Origin of the sequence: Novosphingobium sp. 1529, from assembly GCF_040544855.1 — a bacterium.
In the GTDB taxonomy this organism is placed as follows: Bacteria; Pseudomonadota; Alphaproteobacteria; order Sphingomonadales; family Sphingomonadaceae; genus Novosphingobium; species Novosphingobium capsulatum.
The window spans coordinates 20,561-35,013 of record NZ_JBEPKW010000004.1; the positions used below are offsets into that span (position 1 = coordinate 20,561).

The following is a 14,453-nucleotide window of genomic DNA, read 5'->3' on the forward strand; positions in this document are numbered from 1 at the left end:
TGTTTGCCTTGCTAACAATTCATGGCATGATCGCAGCAACCAAGGAGAGGATGCCGCCATGGCACAAGACAACAAGATCACGTTCTACGACCTGGCCATATCCACCGGCGCCACGATCAGTCCGTTCGTCTGGGCCACCAAATATGCCCTGAAACACAAGGGCTTTGATCTTGATGTCGTGCCCGGCGGGTTCACTGGCATCCTCGAGCGCACCGGCGGCAAGACCGAGCGCCTGCCCGCGATCGTCGACGATGGCACCTGGGTGCTCGATAGCTGGGGCATCGTCGAATACCTCGATGCGACTTATCCCGATCGGCCGCTGCTGATCCCGCATGAAAGCGTGGCGGCCACGCTCAAGGCGCTGGACCACTGGTTCTGGGGTGCTGCCGTCGGCCCGTGGATGCGCTGCTTCTGCGCCGACTACCGCGACCTGTCGCTGCCGCAGGATCACGAATACATCACCCATTCGCGCGAAAAGATGCTGGGCCGCAAGCTGGAAGAAATCCAGGCCGGCCGCGAAGACCGCCTGGCCGGCATTTCCGCCGCGCTGGAGCCGCTGCGCTCTGCCCTGGGGCAGCACGCCTGGCTGGGCGGCAGCAGCCCCAACTATGCCGATTACCGCATCCTGGGCGGCTTCCTGTTCACCGCCTCGGTATGCAAGACCCCGGTGCTGGCCAACGATGATCCGCTGCGCGATTGGCTCGATCGCTGCCTCGATCTCTATGGTGGCCTGGGCCGCCATCCCGGCCTGTTCCCGCTGTTCGGCCTGGTGGAGCGCGAGGGCGACGTGCCGGCGTTCACCCGCCAGGGCGGGCTTGGCGGCATCTACAAGCGCAACACTGGCCCAGCTTCCACCCAGGCGGAAACGCAGAAGATCACGCAAGGCATGAAGCAGCCGGCCTAACGCTTGCGCTTCGTCCCCCGGGTCATCAGGTCTGGCTTGGGGGGCGGGCGCCATCCGGGCGGCGGGGTCATGGCTTGCTGGCTGGTGCCCAGCCCCATCGCGCCGGGCGCCTGGCGGTTGATCCCGGTGGTGTCAGACCGGGCCGCTTCGTCGGCACTGGCACCGCCCCGCATCAGAATGATGATATCGCGCAGTCGCCGCGCTTCCTCGAAATCGAGCGCGGCCACGGCGGCTTCCATCTGCGCGGTGAGGGTCTGAATCGTTTCGGCCATGATGCGACAATGCGCGAGCGGCGCGGAAAGTGCCATCCCGGCCGCGCGCACCGGCCAAAGGGCAACTGGCCGGGGTTGGTCGGGTGTGCCAGTGTGGGTTGTGTTAGGTTTCGCACCACCCCCACCCCCCTCCTCTGAAGAAGAGGGGGCTTTGACGGGCTTCTCCCCCTCCTCTTCAGAGGAGGGGGTCGGGGGGTGGTGTGAGGCCAAGCACAACGCCCAAGGGAAACCGCCCGCCATGCGCCTGCCATTGCTCCTCGCCACTGCCATGTTCTTCGCCAGCCCGGCCCATGCCTATGACGTGGCGGAAAAATCGATCGACGTGCTGCGGGCCGATCTCGATGCCGGGCGCGTGACCTCGGCCGAGTTGGTCACTGCCTATGAGGCGCGCATTGCCCGGTTCGATCCCACGCTGCATGCGGTGATCGCGCTCAATCCCCAGGCGCTGGAGCAGGCGCGCCAGGCCGATGCCGCGCGGCGGGGGCATGCCACGCATCTGCCGCTCGAAGGCATTCCCATCCTGATCAAGGACAATATCGAAAGCGCCGGTCCCGTGGCCACCACGGCGGGCAGCCTGGCGCTGGCCGGCAATGTCACCGGCCGCGATGCGCCGCTGGTGGCGCGGCTGCGCGCGGCGGGCGCGATCATCCTGGGCAAGACCAACCTGTCGGAATGGGCCAATATCCGCTCCAACCATTCGATCAGCGGCTGGAGCGCCACGGGCGGCCAGGCGCGCAATCCCTATGATCCGCGCCGCAGCACCTGCGGATCGAGCGCCGGCTCTGGCGCGGCAGCAGCGGCCAGTTTCGCAGCGGCGGCGGTGGGCACCGAAACCGATGGCTCGATCACCTGCCCTTCGGCCATCAATGGCCTGGTCGGGTTCAAGCCCACGGTGGGCCTGGTCTCGCGCACCCATGTCGTGCCGATCAGCCACAGCCAGGATACCCCCGGCCCGATGGCCCGCAGCGTGCGCGATGCGGCGCTGCTGCTGGGCGGCATGGCCGGCAGCGACCCGGCCGATCCCGCCACGGCGCGGGCCGACAGCCTGGGCCACGATTTCACCCGTGGCCTCACGCCCGATGCCCTGAAAGGCGCACGCATCGGCGTGATGCGCTTTGCCGCCGGGTTCCATCCCGAAACCGATGCCCTGTTCGAGCGCGCGCTGGCCACGCTGCGCGCCGCCGGCGCCACGCTGGTGGAGATCAAGGCGCCGCCGCCCGCCACCGATGGCGTGGGGGAGCGCGAACAGCTGGTGCTCTCCACCGAACTCAAGGCCGATATGGCCACCTACCTCGCCTCCACCGATCCGGCCAAAGTGCCCAGCCGCACGCTGGCTGACCTGATCGCGTTCAACCGCGCGCATGCGGCGCAGGCACTGACGCTGTTCGGCCAGGACTATTTCGAAGAGGCGGACAAGACCAAGGGCCTGGCCGATCCCGCCTATATCAAGGCGGCGGCCGAAGCGAAGGCCAAGGCCGGCCCCGAAGGGATCGACCGCATGCTGGCCGACAACCACGTGACCGCGCTGGTCGCCCCCACGCTCGGCCCGGCCTGGCTGATCGACCCGGTGCTGAAAGACAATTTCGTCGGCGGCGGCGCGGGCGGCCTGGCGGCGGTGGCCGGCTATCCCCACCTGACCGTGCCGATGGGCGCCGTGTCCGGGCTGCCCGTGGGCCTGTCGATCGTGGGCACGGCGTGGGACGATGCGCGGCTGCTCGCCTATGGCTATGCCTTTGAACAGGCCGCCCACGCCCGCCAGGCGCCGGTGCTGCCGCCGCGCTGAGGAACGGCGCGCACGCAGGCACGTTGCCCCGGTAACAACAGGGGCACAGCATGAGAGCATGGATCATTGCCGCCGTGGCGCTCGCCGCCACGCCGGCCGCCGCACAGGATACCGGCACGCCCGATGAAGTGGCGCAGGACAGCACGCACCACCCCACGCTGCGCGACCTGTGCAGCGATCGGCCGGGCCTTAACACCCCGGCCTGCACGGTCGATCCCGGCCGGCTGCAGGTGGAAGTGGGCCTGGGCGACTGGACGCTGGACCGCCAGGCCGACCAGCGCACCGACACCATCACCAGCGGCGACGTGCTGCTGCGCTATGGCGTAACCCCCACCACCGAACTGCGGCTGGGCTGGACGGCATTCGGCCACGTGCGCACCCGCGATATCCCCACCGGCAGCATCGACACCGCGCAGGGCGTGGGCGACGTGACGCTGGGCGTGAAGCAGAACCTGCGCCATCCCGCCGAAGGCAAGACCGGCCTTGCCATCGCGGCGCTGCCGTTCGTCACGCTCCCCACCGGCCATGCCGAAGTGGGCGCGGGCGACTGGAGCGCCGGGCTGATCGTGCCGACCAGCTACAAGATCAACGACACGGTCTCGCTGGAACTCTCCCCCGAAGTGGACGCAGCGGTGAACGAACGCGGCCAGGGCCACCACCTCGCCTATGGCACGGCGATGGGCGTGCAGGTGCACCTGTCCAAGACCGTCCGCCTGACTCCGGAACTGCAATTCCTGCGCGACCAGGACCCGGAACACCACGCGACGATGAGCCGCGCGGCGCTATCGTTCGACGTGCAGCCGGCGAAGATGCTGCAACTGGACGTGCAGGCGGTGGCGGGGTTGAACAGGGATACGCCGGATGTGGAGCTGGCGTTTGGGGTTACGCGGAAGTTTTAGAGGGGGGCCGTGGGCCACCACGGTCGATAACCTGAGGTAAATTTAATCCCGTTAACGCTGATCTGAAACGATCGAGCCTTTGGATGCTCAGTTGTGTGGCATCCACGGGCAACGCGGTGCTCAAAGCAGCCTGTTCGCAGCAAGCTTCCATTTAATGGGAGAATGTGTCAGCTTCCGCCTAGCCAACGGGGGACGAGGGATGAAGATAACGAAATTCGTCATCAAAAATTTCAAAGGCATTGCCAACACTACTATCAACGTTTGCGATGATACGCCGGGAAACGTGTCTACATTGATAGGCTTAAACGAAAGCGGAAAGACGACAATTCTCGAAGCTATTTCTCACTTTGTAACAGAAGATAAAGACACAGCAGGCCTTGTTCGAACAGTAACAAAAAAGTCTGACCTCCAAGACCTTATACCTAAGGATCGAAAGGCAGCGTTTACTGGATCTACTTCCATTATAGGTAGCGTAATACTGGAAGAATCTGATGTAACAAATTTGGAAAATTTCTTTTTGTCCAATTATGAATTGGTTCTGGATACACAAAAATTAAGAAGAAATATTTTAATCGAGAGATCCTATAAGTTTTTAGATTCCACGCTTGAGGAAACAAACACCTATTGGACTATTTCATTTTCCCTGAAAACAAAAAGAGCAAAAAAATACAACTTGTACCGTGGTTACGCTGGTGAGTCCAAAGAATATCGTACTATCTGGTTGGCTGCTGTCGACTTCTTGAGAAATCGCACTCCTAAAATTGTTTATTTTCCTACTTTTCTTTTTGATTTTCCAGACAGGATATACCTTAAAGGAGAAAATTCTGAAATAAATTCTTATTACAAACAGGTAATTCAGGATGTTTTGGACAGTCAAGGTGATGGTCTGGACGTCCAGAAACACATAATTGACAGAATTGACAAAGCAAAAAGCGAGCATCCAAATATAGCAACCTTTTTTTCATATTTTTTTCAAAGGGACGAGAAGAAGCAAATAGACGCTGTACTACAAAAAGCTTCAAATGAAATGAGTAACGTTATTTTTGGGTCGTGGAATCAGATACTTAGTCGGAATATAACCGGAAAGAGAGTTCAGATCGACTGGCTTCTAGACGGCGATAAATCAAATGCGCCCTATCTCGAAATTTCCATAGTTGACGGACAGTCGAAATACAGCCTGTCCGAAAGATCTCTTGGATTTCGTTGGTTTTTTTCTTTTTTATTATTTACAGAATTTCGTAGAAATAGAAATAACTCGACTCCAACTTTATTTTTATTTGACGAACCAGCTGCCAATCTACATTCTAAAGCTCAAATAAAGCTTCTGGAAAGCTTTTCCCGAATCGCAAAGGGTACTACGCATATTATATATTCTACTCATTCTCATTACATGGTAAATCCCTTGTGGCTGGAAAAGGCCTATATAGTCGAAAATAAAGCCACAGATTATGACAATGAAGATGATGTAGACGCTTTTTCAATTCGAAAGACAGACATAAAAGCAACAAAATACAAAACATTTGTAGGATCAAATCCGACGAAAACGACCTATTTTCAGCCAGTGTTAGACGCTCTTGAAGTACCATTTAGCCCCTTAATTGGGGCTTCAAAGGCATTAATTGTCGAAGGAAAGAATGACTATTTCCCCATAGTTTTTTTGAGACAAAAATTAACAGGGTCAGCCTGCCCTCAGATTTTTCCGGCTAACGGCGCTGGAAGCGCAGGACCACTTGTAAGCCTGTTTAGGGGTTGGGGAATCGATTTCCGCATTCTACTAGACGATGACAAGGCTGGAAAGGCGGGCAAAAAGGCATACATTAACGACTATTTTTTACGAGATAGTGAGGTAGTCACAATTGGAGATTTGTCTCCAACATTAAGCGGTCAAACCTTTGAGGCCGTCTATAAGAATGATACCATCAATGCTGTTATTTCTATGTTCTCAATTGAAGCTCCCAAAAAAAGAGATTTTTCTCTCTTTTTCCAAGATTTAATTGTGAGTAATAATGATATAGATCTTAAAGATACGCTAATCGCCTTTGAGCCGATATCTAAATGGATTGATGAAGAATTTTTATAGACCAAAAATAGGTTAATCTTTTTTCTACTCAAATGTATTTTACAGATATTTAAAGAAAATTCTGCGCTATTTTCGGGAATATCGACCTCTACTTATTATTAGCGGACGCGACTTGGCTATTTTCAATTACCACCCTCACCCCACCGCCCCAGCCGCCCGCTTGAGCGCGCTCCGCACCCGCGCCGCCAGCGCTTCGTCGAAGCGCACTTCCGGTACGGCCACGCTCAGCACGCCGACCATCTGGCCGTTGCTCAGCACCGGCACGGCGGTGCCGCAGATGCCCAGGGTGGCTTCGTGGCAGGCGGTGCTGATGCCCTCTTCGCGGATGCGGGCGAGGTCGGCGCGCAGGTCTTCGTCGCGGATGCGGGTGTGTTCGGTCATGGGCAGGCGCGTGCTTTCGGCGAAGTAGCGGTGCAGGTCTGCGTCTGACAACCAAGCGAGGATGACTTTGCCCGCCGCCAGGCAGTGCAGCGGGCGGCGCGCGCCCGGTTCGATGGCATAGCGCAGGGTCTGGTCGCTCGCTTCAGTGACCACGGCTTCCACTTCCCAGCCGACGCGGACCATGAAGCTGGCGGTTTCGTTGAGCTCCACCTTGAGCGCGCGGACCAGCGGGGCCATGCGGTCAGCCAGGGGCAGCGCCGCCGGGGCGACGCGCAGCCGCTCCAGCCCGGGGCCGGGCAGATAGCGCCGCCCTTCCCGCGCCAGGTATTGCCGCTCCACCAGCGTGGCGAGCAGGTAGGACAGGCTCGACACCGGAATGCCCAGCGCCAGGGCCACATCCTGCGCCACCACGCCGCCGGCATGGGCCACGACGAATTCGATCACGTCGAGCGTGCGCAGCGCCGATTTGACCGGGGCAGAGGTTGACGGGGCAGAGGCCATGGGTGTGGTGGTCCTTTGTTCGGGGCGGCTTTGGCGTTTGCGCTTGGCTTCGCACCACCCCCCAACCCCCTCCTCTGAAGAGGAGGGGGCTTTTTGTTTTTGGTTAGGGTTGGAAGAGGAGGGTGCCGCGTCTTTCGGAAAAGCGCCAGCCTTGGGGGGTGCGCACGAAGCGATCGTGGAACGAGCCGACCAGCGGCGCGGGCGCGCCGGTGAACAGCAGCATGGCACTGGTGCCGCGCGCGCTGTCGGCGCTTTCCACGTCGATCACCACGTTGCTGCACACGTGCCGGGTGGTGCGCGGCGGGCGCGCGCGGAAGGCGGCGAGGATCGCGTCTTGCCCCACGATCGGCGCATCGGGCGCGGTCGGCCGCGTCATCAGGCCGTCGGGGGCATAGAGCGCGGCGGCCTCTTCCCAGCGCGCCTCGTCGTTAAGATTGGCGTAGAGCGCGATGAGGCGGGCGCAATCGGCCTCGATCGCGCGGCGCTCGTCCTCGGTCAGCGCGCCACTCACACCCCCGCTCACAGGCGGGCCCCGGCGATATCGGCGCCCTCGCGCAGGGACTTGAGCTTGCGCCAGGTGACGATCGGATCGATCTTGCCATAGCCGGCAAAGGTGCCGAAGCCGCAATCGGTGCTGGCCACCACGCGATCGGGGCCGACGATGGCGGCAAACCGCTCGATGCGCTGGGCCACCAGTTCGGGATGCTCGACATAGTTGGAACAGGTGTCGATCAGGCCGGGCGCCAGCACCTTGGTGTCGGGCACCTTGGCATCGGCCCAGACTTTCCATTCATGCTCGTGGCGGGGATTGGCCGCCTCGAACAGCACGGTGGAGGGCCGCGCCTTGAGGACGATATCGATCACCCGTTCAAGCGGGATATCGTGATCGTGCGGGCCTTCGTAATTGCCCCAGCACACGTGCATGCGCATCTTTTCGGGCGGAATGTTGGCCGTGGCGGCATTCAGCGCCTCGACATTGGCGGCGGCCACTTTCAGGAAATCCGCCTCGCTCATGTCCTGGTAGCCGGTGTGGCGCGACATGGCGAGATCGGGGCAGTCGAGTTGCAGGAAGAACCCGGCGTTGACGATCGTCTCGTATTCCTCGCGCATGGCATCGGCGAGGTCGGCCAGATAGGCTTCGTGGCTGGGATAGTGGCGGTTGACTTGGAACGCGGTGATCAGGCCCGGCGAGGCCGCGTTCATGAAGCCCTGCGTGGCCGGCCCACCATGGGCGTCGAGTGCGGCGCGGAAGCGGCGGATATCGTCATGCAGCGGTTCGAGCGTGACCAGCTTGACCGGCCCGATGCACGAGGCGCGCACGAATTCCTGGGAACCCATGATCGCCGAAAGCTTCTTGGCCAGGCCCGGCACTTCGGCCAGGTCAGCCGCCGGCTTGCGATCGATGTGCCCGCCAAAGCCCGACAGCCGCTCGATCATGTAGGTGGAATAGCCCACCTTGCCCAGTTCGCCATCGCTGACGATCGACACGCCCGCGTCCACCTGGTGGCGTACGGCATCCTTCACTGCCGCGCCGACCTTGGCATCGAAATCGGCGGCGTCATAAGGCTTGCCGGCATCGCGGGCGAGCAGCAGCGGCGTGAGTTCCTCGCCCCGCGGCAGGCTGCCGACATGGGTGGTCTTGATATGGGCCACGGGGCCTCTCCCTTGCGCTATTTCACGGTTGTGAAGATTTCATAGCGGCTCACCCACGCCTTGCAAGGCCGATTGCGTGGCGCCGGCCCGATCCTGCGCCGGGCGGCGGCCGGTGAGGCGCAAGTAGAAGCGCGAGAAATAGGATGGATCTTCAAAGCCCAGCTCGGCGGCCACCTGCGCGGCGGTGGCGTTGGTATAGCGCAGCAGGCGATGCGCCTCGCGCGCCAGGCGGCGGTGGACCACGTCCATGGGGGAACAGCCCAGCCGCGCCGCGGTGAGGCGCGAGAGCGTGCGCGGCGTGGTGCCGAGCGCGCTGGCATAGAACGCCAGGTCGCGATGGCTGCGAAAGTGCACCTCTACCAGTTGGGCAAAGCGATCGAGCCGCGTGTCGGGCGCCGGGCCAGCATCGGGCGCGCCTTGCGCCACGCAGCGCGCCAGGGTTTCGGCCATGGCCAAAAGCAGCGGATCGCCGGTGGTGTGATCGGCTTGAAGGGCGAGCATTTCGGCCGCGAGCCAGGCCGCGCGGCGCGCCGGCGCCCCCTCGAGCGGGACGGCCTGCCCCTGGGTCAGCGCGCGGCGCAGCGGATCGGCCGGCGCCGGCGCGCGGGCGAGGAAATCGGCGCCGAGGGTGACGACATGGCCCACCACATCGGCGGCAAAGCGGAAGCCGTGCACCACGCCGGCCGGCACGATCACCGCCAAGGGACCGGCCAGGGCCTGTTCCACCCCGTCAAACGTGATCCGCGCCTGTCCGCTGTGCACCAGCAGCACTTGCACGAAATCGGCATGGCGATGGGGCCGGATTTCCCAATCGTGCAAGGAAGAGCGCGCAGCAATGGTTTCGATATGGGCAAATCCGGCGGCGATCCCACCCTGCTGCTCGCCGTGCTGCTCACCGTAAAGGGCATAGCTGGGAATGCGCAGGCTGATCATCGCTTGTCCTGAAAGTGCCATCTTATGTCAGCCCCATGCATTCCCGCAAGGCTCTGCCGATGTCAAGAAAGCAGGGCACGGCAGCCCCGCCCGATGGGCCGCCACGGGAGAGACACGCGCGATGAAAACCCAAGTTGCGATCATTGGTGCCGGCCCCGCCGGGCTGTTGCTGGGCCACCTGCTGCGTGCCGAAGGCATCGAATGCGTGGTGGTGGAACGCCAGACCGGTGACTATGTGCTGGGCCGCATTCGCGCCGGCGTGCTGGAAGCGATCACCGTCAACCTGATGGAGCGGCTGGGCCTGGATGCCCGGCTCAAGGCCGAGGGCCTGGTGGAAGAAGGCTTCAACCTGGCCGATGGCGAGCGCCTGATCCGCATCGACGTGGCCAACCTCACGGGCCAGACCGTCACCGTCTATGGCCAGACCGAAGTGACGCGCGACCTGATGGATGCCGCGCCCGAACGCGGGTTGCCGGTACTCTATGGCGCCAGCAACGTGGCGGTGCACGCGATCGAGAGCGATACGCCCTACCTCACCTTCACCCACGACGGCCGCGAACAGCGCCTGGACGCACGCTTCATCGTTGGCTGCGATGGTTTCCATGGCCCCTCGCGCAAGGCCATTCCCGCCAGCGTGGCGCGCGAATACGAGCGGGTCTATCCGTTCGGCTGGCTGGGCATCCTGGCCGACGTGCCGCCGTGCAACCACGAGCTGATCTATGCCAACCACGAGCGCGGCTTTGCCTTGGCCTCGATGCGCAGCTACACCCGCAGCCGCTATTACGTGGACGTGCCGCTGACCGAAAAGATCGAGGACTGGAGCGACGCGCGCATCTGGGACGAGCTCGCCATTCGCCTGGGCCCCGATGCCGCCGCGCAGATGACGCGCGGCCCCTCAATCGAAAAGTCGATCGCGCCGCTGCGCTCCTATGTGTTCGAACCCATGCGCCATGGCAACCTGCTGTTGTGCGGCGATGCCGCGCACATCGTGCCACCCACCGGTGCCAAGGGCCTGAACCTGGCGGCGAGCGACGTGCACTATGCCGCGCAGGCCCTGAGCGGCTTTTTCAAGCACAACGATGCCGATGCGATCGCCGGCTATTCGGCCAAGGCGCTGGCGCGGGTGTGGAAATCGGAACGCTTCAGCTGGTCCTTGACCAAGCTGATGCACCGCTTCCCCGAAGACGGCCCGTTCGAGCGGGCGATGCAGGTGGCCGAGCTGGACTATATCTCCACCAGCCGCGCCGCGCAGACCAGCATTGCCGAAAACTATGTAGGCCTGCCGGTCTGACCGAGGTTCCGACGCGGGGTGGCTGGCCTCTCTCCGCCACCCTGCGCCGGACAAACATGACCATCGCGACACGAATTTTCCCCGGAATGTGACAGATCGCCGCCTATCGTCACAAGGCCGTCACATACCATGGACACAAGGCCACTGTTGTTTCCCCCCAACAGGCAGGCCCATGCGCCAGATCGACATTCTGCTGACCAACCCGCTGGACGGCGGCCTTGACCCCTTTGCCCATGGCGATCTCAAGGTGGTGTTTCACCCCTGGCATGGCTCGGGCCCCCTGCCCCTGCTCGACGGGCGGCCTTGGGCGTTCGTCGACTGGCTGCTGCCCGAGCTTTCTGGCCTGGAACTGTGCCGCCGCCTGCGCGCCGACATGCAGACCGAAGCCGCCCATGTGACCATGGTGCTGGAAGAAGACGATGCCGAGGCCAAGCGCCGCGCGCTCCGGGCCGGGGCGGATGACTATATCCTCGGCCCGATCGACCGCGGCACCGTGCTGGATCGCGTGCTGTCGGTGCAGTTGCCCGAACGCGAGGCCGTGGCCCGCACGCTGCGTCTGGGCGAACTGAGCCTGGACCTGACGGCCTTGCAGGCGCGGTGGAAGGACAAGGCGATTGCCCTGATGCCCAATGAACTGCGCCTGCTGCGCTATCTGATGGAACAGCCGGGCCAGGTGTTTTCGCGCCAGCAGCTGATTGCCGCGCTGGGCAAGCAGGGCCAGCCGATCGACGAGCGCACCGTGGATGCCTGGGTCAGCCGCCTGCGCCGGGCGCTGCGCGATGCCGGCGCGGGCTATCCGCTGCGCACCGTGCGCGCATTGGGATATGTGCTGGACAAGCCGTGATGGTCGGGGGCTTTGCCGCCGGTGAGCGAGGGAGGTTTCTGTAATCTCGCTTCCGTTCGGGCTGAGCTTGTCGAAGCCCTTTGCCGGCGGGCGCAGGGCTGGTGGCCTTCGACAGGCTCAGGCCGAACGGAGGATTGGGCAACCTTCCCCTCGACCCGTTCGGGCTGAGCTTGTCGAAGCCCTGGGCAGCACAGCGCTTGGCTTCACACCACCCCCAACCCCCTCCTCTGAAGAGGAGGGGGCTTTTTTTGCGGGGCTTGGCTTAGAACTTTGCGCCGGCGCGGATGCCGATCGTGCGCGGCTGGTTGGGCACGACATAGGTGCGCTGGGTGCAGGAACCGCACTCGGCAAATCGTGCCAGATCGCCGCGCTTGTCGAACACGTTGGTGGCGAAGAGTTCGAGTGAATACTTGTCCCAATCGCTGCCCAGCGCGAGATTGACTTGCGTGAAGGCATTGATCCGGCCGAGTGACGCGGCCGGGCTGTAGGTGTCGGTCGTGCCGCCGATGTACGACAGGCTGCGAATGTCAGCTGCGGACGAGCTTTGGTAGGTTGCGTTGGCTTGTCCGTAAACCTTCGCCGCACCAACCGGCGTGGTGTAGCGCAGGGTGCTGACCAGCTTCCACTGCGGCGTGATCGGCAAGCGGGTGCCAGCAGTGGCAGAGACCGCATCGGGCCGGCCGTCAGGCAAGACATCCTTGCACTGGTACGTGGGATCATCACCCAGGCACAGGTTCTTGCGCGTCTTGGCGTCGGTATAGGCGCCGCCGAAGTTGAACGAGAAGCCGCCCTTGACCACGTTGGCATCGAATTCCACGCCGCGAATGCGGGCGTCGGGGCCGTTGTGGATTTCGGTGAAGCTGTTGGCGCCGAGGTACGAGAACTGGAAGTTCTTCCAGTTCTGCTGATAGACCGCCATGTTGAAGCGCAGCAGGCCATCGAACAGCGTGGTCTTGAGACCCAGCTCGAAGTTGGTCAGGTAATCAGGCTTGTAAGACGCGACGTCAGCCCGGCGGTTGATGCCGCCGGGGCGGAACCCGCGCGAAACCGTGGCATAGGCGGTGACATTGCGGTCGGGCTTCCACGTCAGGTTGAAGCGGTAGGTGCCGCCATCGCCCTTGGCGCGCTTGGGCACGACCGAGCCGTTCACGTAATCGCCCAGGTTGGTGCACGGGCTGCCGCCCACCGCCGGCGGCAGCAGGGTGATGTTGGTTTCCCCAGCCAGCTGGGCATTGCGCAGGGTGAGGCCATCGGAGGTGTAGCAGCCCGCCACGCCAGTTTGGGTGGAGCCGGCAGCGTTGGGCGGCGGATTGTTGGGCGTGCCAGGGAACGGATAGTTGGGGCCAAACTGGTAATAAGCCGGGTTGCGACCGAAACCGAAGAACCCGATCAGCGAGTTGTCATACTTGAAATAACGGCCACCGGCCGTTGCGGTCAGGTTCGGGAGAATGTCGTAGCTGAGTTCCCCGAACGCCGCATAGTCCTTGTCGACGCGATGCTGTTGCGTCAGCCACAGCGTGCCGGGCTTGCCGTTGACCGAAAGCAGATCGGCCAGGCCGTCAACCTTGTAGTCCTGGTGGATCAGGTTCGACTGCCGCTGATAGAACAGGCCGCCCACGAACCGCAGCGGCTCGCTGCTGGGCGAGGCGATGCGCAGTTCCTGGCTCATCTTCTTGAAGTGATCCTGGCCGATCACCTGCTGGATCGGCTTGATCTGGTTGCCGGCGTTGTCCTTGTAATAGAAGTAGCCGGCGATGCCGCCCGAACTGGAATAGAGCGAGTCATAGGCTTCGGCGTAGTCGGTGTAGTCGCTGGACGAGAACGTCTTGCGATCGAGATAGGCACCGGCATAGGTGAGATCCCAGCTGCCGATCTTACCTTCGATGGTGAGCGAGGCCTGGGCAAAGATATCGCGGCGGTATTCGGGCAGGAAATGCTGCACCTGAAGATCGCCCAGCGAGGTATCATAGCCATAGGAACCGTGGCTGCGCGTGTCCTGGTACATCAGGCCGGGCGTGACGGTCCAGTTGTCGTCAAGATCGACCTTGAGCAGGGCGCGGCCGCCCGAAATCTCGGTGTCGTTATAGTTCTTCTTGACGAACTGGTTGTTGTTGATGGTGATGCCACCGGGCTGCGGCACGAAGCTGCGCGTGCCGGGCACGTTGTCGATAAAGCCGGCATCCTTTTCATAGAAGCCGACAATGCGCAGCGCGGCCTTCTGCGACAGCGGGATGTTGACCATCCCTTCCACCTTGCCGCCGGTGCCGCCCTTGTGGACCTTGTTCAGTTCCACATCCATGCGGCCGTAATAGCCCGAGGTATCGGGCTTGTTGGTGATGATGCGGATCGTGCCGGCTTCCGACGAAGCGCCATAAAGCGTGCCCTGCGGGCCGGCGAGGCTTTCGATGCGGGCAATGTCGTAGACATGCACGTCAAGGTTGCCGCCGATCGTGGTGACCGGCTGCTCATCGAGATAGACGCCGACCGACGGCAGCGAGCCCGAGTGGTTGCCATCCCCGCCCGAGGCGACGCCGCGCATGTAGATGATGTTGGTGCCTGGCGTGCCCGCGCTTTGCGCGACGACGGTGGGCAGTTGCTGGGTATAGCCGTTGAAGTTCGAGACGTTGAGCTGGTCAAGCTTTTGCGTGCCCAGGGCCTGGATCGAGATCGGCACGTTCTGCAGGTTTTCCGACCGCTTTTGCGCGGTAACGATGATCACGTTGCCACCGCCCTGATCAGCCGCCGCCTGTGGCGCGGCATCCTGCGCCATCGCGATGCTGGCCGGCGCCAGAAGCGCGGTGGTGGTCATCAGCAGAAAACGCGGGAAACCCGCCGTGGCAATACGCATGCTTAACCCACCCTGTTGCAATTCTTGTGCGTTGGGTGTGCGCTGCGACACGATCGTGCGTCAA

The 14,453-nt window shown here is 62.2% G+C and carries 12 protein-coding genes; 6 read left to right on the plus strand and 6 right to left on the minus strand.

Translation table 11 applies throughout. The features are described from left to right. The first annotated feature begins 58 nt into the window (after positions 1-58). On the plus strand, positions 59-904 hold the full coding sequence (locus ABIC78_RS10480) for a beta-etherase (protein WP_354489519.1): 846 nt from the start codon (positions 59-61) through the stop codon (positions 902-904). On the opposite strand, the gene ABIC78_RS10485 is transcribed toward ABIC78_RS10480, so the two are convergent. Next, complete coding sequence (locus tag ABIC78_RS10485; protein WP_054131977.1) at positions 901-1,176, minus strand: UvrB/UvrC motif-containing protein; 276 nt, start codon at positions 1,174-1,176, stop codon at positions 901-903. The genes ABIC78_RS10480 and ABIC78_RS10485 overlap by 4 nt on opposite strands. A gap of 238 nt (positions 1,177-1,414) precedes the next feature. Here ABIC78_RS10485 and ABIC78_RS10490 point away from each other — a divergent pair, with 238 nt between their 5' ends. From ABIC78_RS10490 to ABIC78_RS10500, 3 genes are all read left to right on the plus strand, one after another. Further along, complete coding sequence (locus ABIC78_RS10490) at positions 1,415-2,959, plus strand: amidase (RefSeq protein ID WP_354489520.1); 1,545 nt, start codon at positions 1,415-1,417, stop codon at positions 2,957-2,959. A 50-nt stretch (positions 2,960-3,009) separates the two neighbouring features. Continuing rightward, positions 3,010-3,858, plus strand: a complete 849-nt coding sequence (locus ABIC78_RS10495) for a transporter (protein WP_354489522.1) — start codon at positions 3,010-3,012, stop codon at positions 3,856-3,858. A gap of 79 nt (positions 3,859-3,937) precedes the next feature. Continuing rightward, positions 3,938-5,938, plus strand: coding sequence for an ATP-dependent nuclease (locus ABIC78_RS10500; RefSeq protein ID WP_354489523.1), 2,001 nt, complete (start codon positions 3,938-3,940; stop codon positions 5,936-5,938). 135 nt (positions 5,939-6,073) lie between these two features. Here ABIC78_RS10500 and ABIC78_RS10505 read toward each other — a convergent pair whose 3' ends face one another. From ABIC78_RS10505 to ABIC78_RS10520, 4 genes are all read right to left on the minus strand, one after another. Then, complete coding sequence (locus tag ABIC78_RS10505) at positions 6,074-6,820, minus strand: IclR family transcriptional regulator (protein WP_354489525.1); 747 nt, start codon at positions 6,818-6,820, stop codon at positions 6,074-6,076. A 103-nt stretch (positions 6,821-6,923) separates the two neighbouring features. Then, a complete protein-coding gene (locus ABIC78_RS10510) occupies positions 6,924-7,343 on the minus strand; it encodes a nuclear transport factor 2 family protein (RefSeq protein WP_354489527.1) in 420 nt (139 codons plus the stop codon). Further along, complete coding sequence (locus ABIC78_RS10515; RefSeq protein WP_354489529.1) at positions 7,340-8,473, minus strand: cobalamin-independent methionine synthase II family protein; 1,134 nt, start codon at positions 8,471-8,473, stop codon at positions 7,340-7,342. Before ABIC78_RS10515 ends, ABIC78_RS10510 begins: the two co-directional genes overlap by 4 nt. A gap of 39 nt (positions 8,474-8,512) precedes the next feature. Beyond that, positions 8,513-9,427, minus strand: coding sequence for a helix-turn-helix domain-containing protein (locus tag ABIC78_RS10520; RefSeq protein ID WP_354489531.1), 915 nt, complete (start codon positions 9,425-9,427; stop codon positions 8,513-8,515). 100 nt (positions 9,428-9,527) lie between these two features. Here ABIC78_RS10520 and pobA point away from each other — a divergent pair, with 100 nt between their 5' ends. Continuing rightward, on the plus strand, positions 9,528-10,697 hold the full coding sequence (gene pobA / locus ABIC78_RS10525; protein WP_354489533.1) for a 4-hydroxybenzoate 3-monooxygenase: 1,170 nt from the start codon (positions 9,528-9,530) through the stop codon (positions 10,695-10,697). A gap of 172 nt (positions 10,698-10,869) precedes the next feature. Continuing rightward, a complete protein-coding gene (locus ABIC78_RS10530; protein ID WP_022677389.1) occupies positions 10,870-11,541 on the plus strand; it encodes a response regulator transcription factor in 672 nt (223 codons plus the stop codon). Positions 11,542-11,803: 262 nt separating this feature from the next. Here ABIC78_RS10530 and ABIC78_RS10535 read toward each other — a convergent pair whose 3' ends face one another. Further along, positions 11,804-14,389 carry a TonB-dependent receptor gene (locus ABIC78_RS10535; protein ID WP_354489535.1) on the minus strand — a complete coding sequence of 862 codons (2,586 nt, stop codon included), beginning with the start codon at positions 14,387-14,389 and terminating at the stop codon, positions 11,804-11,806. Between the last annotated feature and the right edge of the window lie 64 nt (positions 14,390-14,453).

What these genes read in the sequence shown, in the direction of transcription:
- ABIC78_RS10480 (WP_354489519.1), top strand. Translation starts at nt 59, where the DNA reads ATGGCACAAGACAACAAGATCACGTTCTACGACCTGGCCATATCCACC.
- ABIC78_RS10485 (WP_054131977.1), bottom strand. Translation starts at nt 1,176, where the DNA reads ATGGCCGAAACGATTCAGACCCTCACCGCGCAGATGGAAGCCGCCGTG.
- ABIC78_RS10490 (WP_354489520.1), top strand. Translation starts at nt 1,415, where the DNA reads ATGCGCCTGCCATTGCTCCTCGCCACTGCCATGTTCTTCGCCAGCCCG.
- ABIC78_RS10495 (WP_354489522.1), top strand. Translation starts at nt 3,010, where the DNA reads ATGAGAGCATGGATCATTGCCGCCGTGGCGCTCGCCGCCACGCCGGCC.
- ABIC78_RS10505 (WP_354489525.1), bottom strand. Translation starts at nt 6,820, where the DNA reads ATGGCCTCTGCCCCGTCAACCTCTGCCCCGGTCAAATCGGCGCTGCGC.
- ABIC78_RS10520 (WP_354489531.1), bottom strand. Translation starts at nt 9,427, where the DNA reads ATGGCACTTTCAGGACAAGCGATGATCAGCCTGCGCATTCCCAGCTAT.
- pobA (WP_354489533.1), top strand. Translation starts at nt 9,528, where the DNA reads ATGAAAACCCAAGTTGCGATCATTGGTGCCGGCCCCGCCGGGCTGTTG.
- ABIC78_RS10530 (WP_022677389.1), top strand. Translation starts at nt 10,870, where the DNA reads ATGCGCCAGATCGACATTCTGCTGACCAACCCGCTGGACGGCGGCCTT.
- ABIC78_RS10535 (WP_354489535.1), bottom strand. Translation starts at nt 14,389, where the DNA reads ATGCGTATTGCCACGGCGGGTTTCCCGCGTTTTCTGCTGATGACCACC.